Origin of the sequence: Streptomyces sp. WELS2 (assembly GCF_013870595.1) — a bacterium.
Classification (GTDB): domain Bacteria; phylum Actinomycetota; class Actinomycetes; order Streptomycetales; family Streptomycetaceae; genus Streptomyces.
Genome location: NZ_JACBWZ010000574.1, coordinates 1 through 4165, shown reverse-complemented (window position 1 = coordinate 4165; position 4165 = coordinate 1). Strand labels below are relative to the sequence as shown.

Sequence of the window (4165 nt, the reverse complement as noted above, 5' to 3'; positions counted from 1 at the left end):
GCTCGTCAGCGCGGTCGCCCCGGACGCGCTGAGCCTGCGCCGCACCCTGGACCAGGTGCTGAGCACCTTCGGCTGAGCGGCGCTCGACGCGTCGCTCAACAGGACATGATCATCCGGTTATCGGATTGGTAAAGATGACCGGCAAACCCTGTCCCCGGCGCCCCCACAGCCGAGAGGATCCCCGTCTGACCACTCGCATCGAGGTAGGGGGAGGGGCCCACGTGAGGGAAGACAGACCGAAGAGCCGCCTGCTGGCGCTAGGTTCCGCCGGAGTACTCGTCACCGCCACCCTGATCGCCGGCGCCGTGTCGGCGCCCGTGGCCGGGGCCGCCTCCCGGCCCGCACAGGACCGGGAGGCCAAGGGCGCCGAGATTGCCGCCGCCAGGGCCGCGAAGGCGGGCGTCAAGTGGCAGGACTGCCCGGCCGACTGGGGGCTGGAGAAGCCCATCCAGTGCGGCTGGGTCAGCGTGCCGCTGGACTACGCCCACCCGTACGGCAAGCAGATCAAGCTCGCCGTGGACCGCATCGGCAACACCGGCACCAAGAAGGAGCGCCAGGGCGCGCTCGTCTACAACCCCGGCGGACCCGGCGGCTCCGGCCTGCGCTTCCCGCGCCGGATCACCACCCACAACGCCATCTGGGCGAACGTCGCCAAGGCCTACGACTTCGTGGGCTTCGACCCGCGCGGCGTCGGCCACTCCACGCCCATCTCCTGCGTCGACCCGCAGGAGTACGCCAAGGCGCCCAAGATGGACCCGGTGCCGGACAGCGAGGCCGACAAGACCGCGCAGCGCAAGCTCGCCCGCGCGTACGCCGAGGGCTGCGCGAAGCGCAGCGGCGTGATGCTGCCGCACATGACCACCCCCAACACCGCCCGCGACCTGGACGTCATCCGCGCCGCGCTGGGCGAGAAGAAGCTCAACTACCTCGGTGTCTCCTACGGCACCTACCTCGGCGCCGTCTACGGCACCCTCTTCCCGGGCCACCTGCGCCGCATGGTCGTGGACAGCGTGGTCGACCCCTCCCGCGAGAAGATCTGGTACCAGGCCAACCTGGACCAGGACATCGCCTTCGAGGGCCGCTGGAAGGACTGGCAGGACTGGGTCGCCGCCAACGACGCCGCCTTCCACCTCGGCACCACCCGCGCCGCCGTCCAGGCCAAGTGGCTCCAGCTGCGCGCCACCGCCAAGAAGCACCCGATCGGCGGCGTCGTCGGCCCGGCCGAGCTGATCTCCTTCTTCCAGAGCGCGCCGTACTACGACTCCTCCTGGGTGCCGGTCGCCACGGTCTTCAGCAAGTACGTCGCCGGTGACACCCAGGCACTGGTCGACGCCGCCGCCCCCGACCTGTCGGACACCGCGGGCAACATCGCCTCGGAGAACTCCAACGCCGTCTACACGGCCGTCGAGTGCGCCGACGCCAAGTGGCCCACCAGCTGGCAGAAGTGGAACCGGGACAACACCCGGCTCAACAAGGACTACCCCTTCCTGACCTGGTCCAACGCCTGGATGAACCTGCCGTGCGCCACCTGGCCGGCCAAGCAGGGCACCCCCGTCGAGGTTAAGACCCACAAGGGCCTGCCGAAGGTGCTCATCGTGCAGTCCACCCGGGACGCCGCCACCCCGTACGGCGGTGCGGTCGAGCTGCACAAGCGCTTCCAGGGCTCCCGTCTGATCACCGAGAAGAACGCGGGCTCCCACGGCGTGACCGGTCTGGTCAACCCGTGCGTCAACCAGCGCGTCGACGCCTACCTGCTCAAGGGCGCGCTGGACGGCAAGGACGTGACCTGCGCCCCGCACGCCACGCCCAAGCCGTAACCGCACCACCACACCTGCCAGGGGGCGGCCGGACCTTCCGGCCGCCCCTCGGCTATGCCGCGTGCCAGGCGTCCTCCGCCGCGTAGTCGAACAGGTCCGGGTAGACCCGCGCGAGCAGCGGGAACGCCTCCCGCCAGTCCCGCCCGCGCACACCGGCGGCAAGCCACTCCACCGTCTCGGGCAGACTGTCCGCGTACGGCACCGGCCGGTAGCCCGGCTCCCGCCGGGCCGCGGACATGTCGAACACCACCGGCAGCGGCACCGACCAGGGCGTGCGGCCCACCGAGCCCTCCGGCGGACCGTCCAGACACACCGTCCGGGTCTCGCCCCCCATCACGGCGTCCACGGCCGCGCCGATCTCGGCGGCCGTCGGCGCCTTCGCGTCGCAGGCGTTGAGCACCCGCGAACCCGGCCGGGCCGCCGCCAGCCGCACCAGCTCGGCGATCGTCCGGGTGCTCGACGGATGGAACCGGCTCTCGCCCCGGTACGCCAGCACCCGCCGCTTCCGGCCGTCCAGGTTCCGCTTGACGAAGTACAGCTCGCGCGGCAGCGGACTGTACGGCCCGTGCACCGCGCCCGCCCGCAACACCGTGACCGGGAACGACTCACCGGCGGCCGGCGGTTCCGCCTCCAGCGCGGCCTTGCGGGTGCTGTAGGTGGCCTCGCCCGGCGCGACCGTCGGCTGGGTCTCGGGGACGGGCACCGGGTAGACCGGGAAGCCGTCCGGCTCGCCCTGGGTGTCGAAGCCCCGCCCGGCGCCGTCCTCGTACACGGACACACTGGAGATCACCACCGCCGAGCCGATCCGGTCCGCGAGCGACGTCAGCTGCCGGGCGTGCCCGGCGTCATAGGCGACCACGTCGACCAGCAGCTCACAGCCGTCGCCCACCAGCGCGGCCAGGGCGTCGTCGTCGGCGCGGTCCAGCCGGGCCGTGCGCACCCCCTCGTCCCAGCCCGCGTCCCGGCCCCCGCCGCGCGAGACCGCCGTCACCGCCCAGCCGTCCCGGGCCAGCGCGTCCACCACCGGACGGCCGATCTGCCCGGCCGCCCCGATCACCACCGCTTTCCTCATGGGCCGAGCCTAGGCACCCCCACCGCCGCCGGTGCGGATCTTCTGCCGACGGCAGAGGTCAGCCGAGCGGTGCCCGGCGCGGGCCGCGCTCCTTGCCCGCCTGCCGCTCCTTGACGACGGCCGCGTACTCGTCGACGTACTCCTGCCCGGACAGGGTCAGGATCGCGTGGACGATCTCGTCGGTGACCGCCCGCAGCACCGCCTTCTCCCGCTCCATGCCCGCGTAGCGGGAGAAGTCCAGCGGCTCGCCGAAACGGATGGTCACCGGGCGGATCCTCGGGACGACCCGGCCGGGCGGCTGGGCCTCGAACGTGCCGATCATCGCGCAGGGCACCACCGGCACCCCCGCCGTCAGCGCCAGCACGGCGACCCCGACCTTGCCCTTGTACAGCCTGCCGTCGTGCGACCGCGTGCCCTCCGGATAGATGCCGAGCAACTCGCCCCGGCGCAGCACCCCGAGGCCCTCGCGGATCGCCGCCTGCCCCGCCTCCTTCCCGGAGCGGTCCACCGGGATCTGCCCGGCGCCGCGGAAGAAGGACGCGGTGAGCCGGCCCTTCAGCCCCGGACCGGTGAAGTACTCGGCCTTGGCGAGGAAGGTGATACGGCGCTTGAGCACCGCCGGCATCAGAAAGTGGTCGGAGAACGACAGGTGATTGCCCGCGATGATCGCCGGCCCCGACGCGGGCACCCGCTCCAGCCCCTCGATCCGGGGCCGGAAGACCAGCCTGAGCAGCGGGCCCAGCAGCACGTACTTGAGGAGGTAATAGAACACGGCTCGCCTCGCTCCGTCAGGCCGGACCGCCGGCCCGGGTGCCCCTTGTCATCATCCGCCGCCCGCTTCCCCGCGGCCAGTACCGCGCCACGCGTCGTACACCGCCCGGTTGCCCGCGCACCGCCGCGCCGAACCGGGGGCGCGCGGGTGTGCCGGAGGGTCTTGCCCGTGTGCCGTCGCACGCCCCCGTACGATGACCTCATGCGCACCACCGGACAGCATTCGCGGCGACCGCTCAGGCGGCACCGCGCGCTGTCCGTGCTGGCGGTGCTGATCGGGCTGCTCGGCATGCACGCCCTCGCGCCCGGCGGCGGTGCGGGACACCCGGAACACGCCGAACGCGCCCACGCCACGCACATGACGGCCGCTCTCGTCGCCGCCGGCGACTGCCCGGGCGGCGACGGACACTGCGGCGGCCACCGGCTGCACCACGCCGACCCCGCCTGTGCTGTCTCCCCGGTGCCGCCCGGTTGTCAGTGGGATCCGGCAGAATTGATGCACAGG

At 72.7% G+C, this 4165-nt stretch carries 4 protein-coding genes; 2 read left to right on the top strand and 2 right to left on the bottom strand.

The window, feature by feature from the left end; genetic code table 11:
* Window positions 1-221 precede the first annotated feature (221 nt).
* The gene (locus H5J33_RS25925) at window positions 222-1817 is read left to right on the top strand and encodes an alpha/beta hydrolase (RefSeq protein ID WP_181797278.1); all 1596 of its coding nucleotides are present in this window, start codon (window positions 222-224) and stop codon (window positions 1815-1817) included.
* A gap of 52 nt (window positions 1818-1869) precedes the next feature.
* On the opposite strand, the gene H5J33_RS25920 is transcribed toward H5J33_RS25925, so the two are convergent.
* A complete protein-coding gene (locus tag H5J33_RS25920; protein ID WP_220212751.1) occupies window positions 1870-2889 on the bottom strand; it encodes an NAD(P)-dependent oxidoreductase in 1020 nt (339 codons plus the stop codon).
* A 58-nt stretch (window positions 2890-2947) separates the two neighbouring features.
* Complete coding sequence (locus H5J33_RS25915) at window positions 2948-3661, bottom strand: 1-acyl-sn-glycerol-3-phosphate acyltransferase (protein WP_181797277.1); 714 nt, start codon at window positions 3659-3661, stop codon at window positions 2948-2950.
* A 201-nt stretch (window positions 3662-3862) separates the two neighbouring features.
* On the opposite strand from H5J33_RS25915, the gene H5J33_RS25910 reads away from it, so the two are divergent.
* Window positions 3863-4165: DUF6153 family protein (locus H5J33_RS25910; protein WP_258565405.1), on the top strand; the 303-nt coding region annotated here is incomplete at its 3' end.

Excerpts from the sequence above, each read along its gene's own strand:
- H5J33_RS25920 (WP_220212751.1), bottom strand. The coding sequence starts at position 2,889 with ATGAGGAAAGCGGTGGTGATCGGGGCGGCCGGGCAGATCGGCCGTCCG.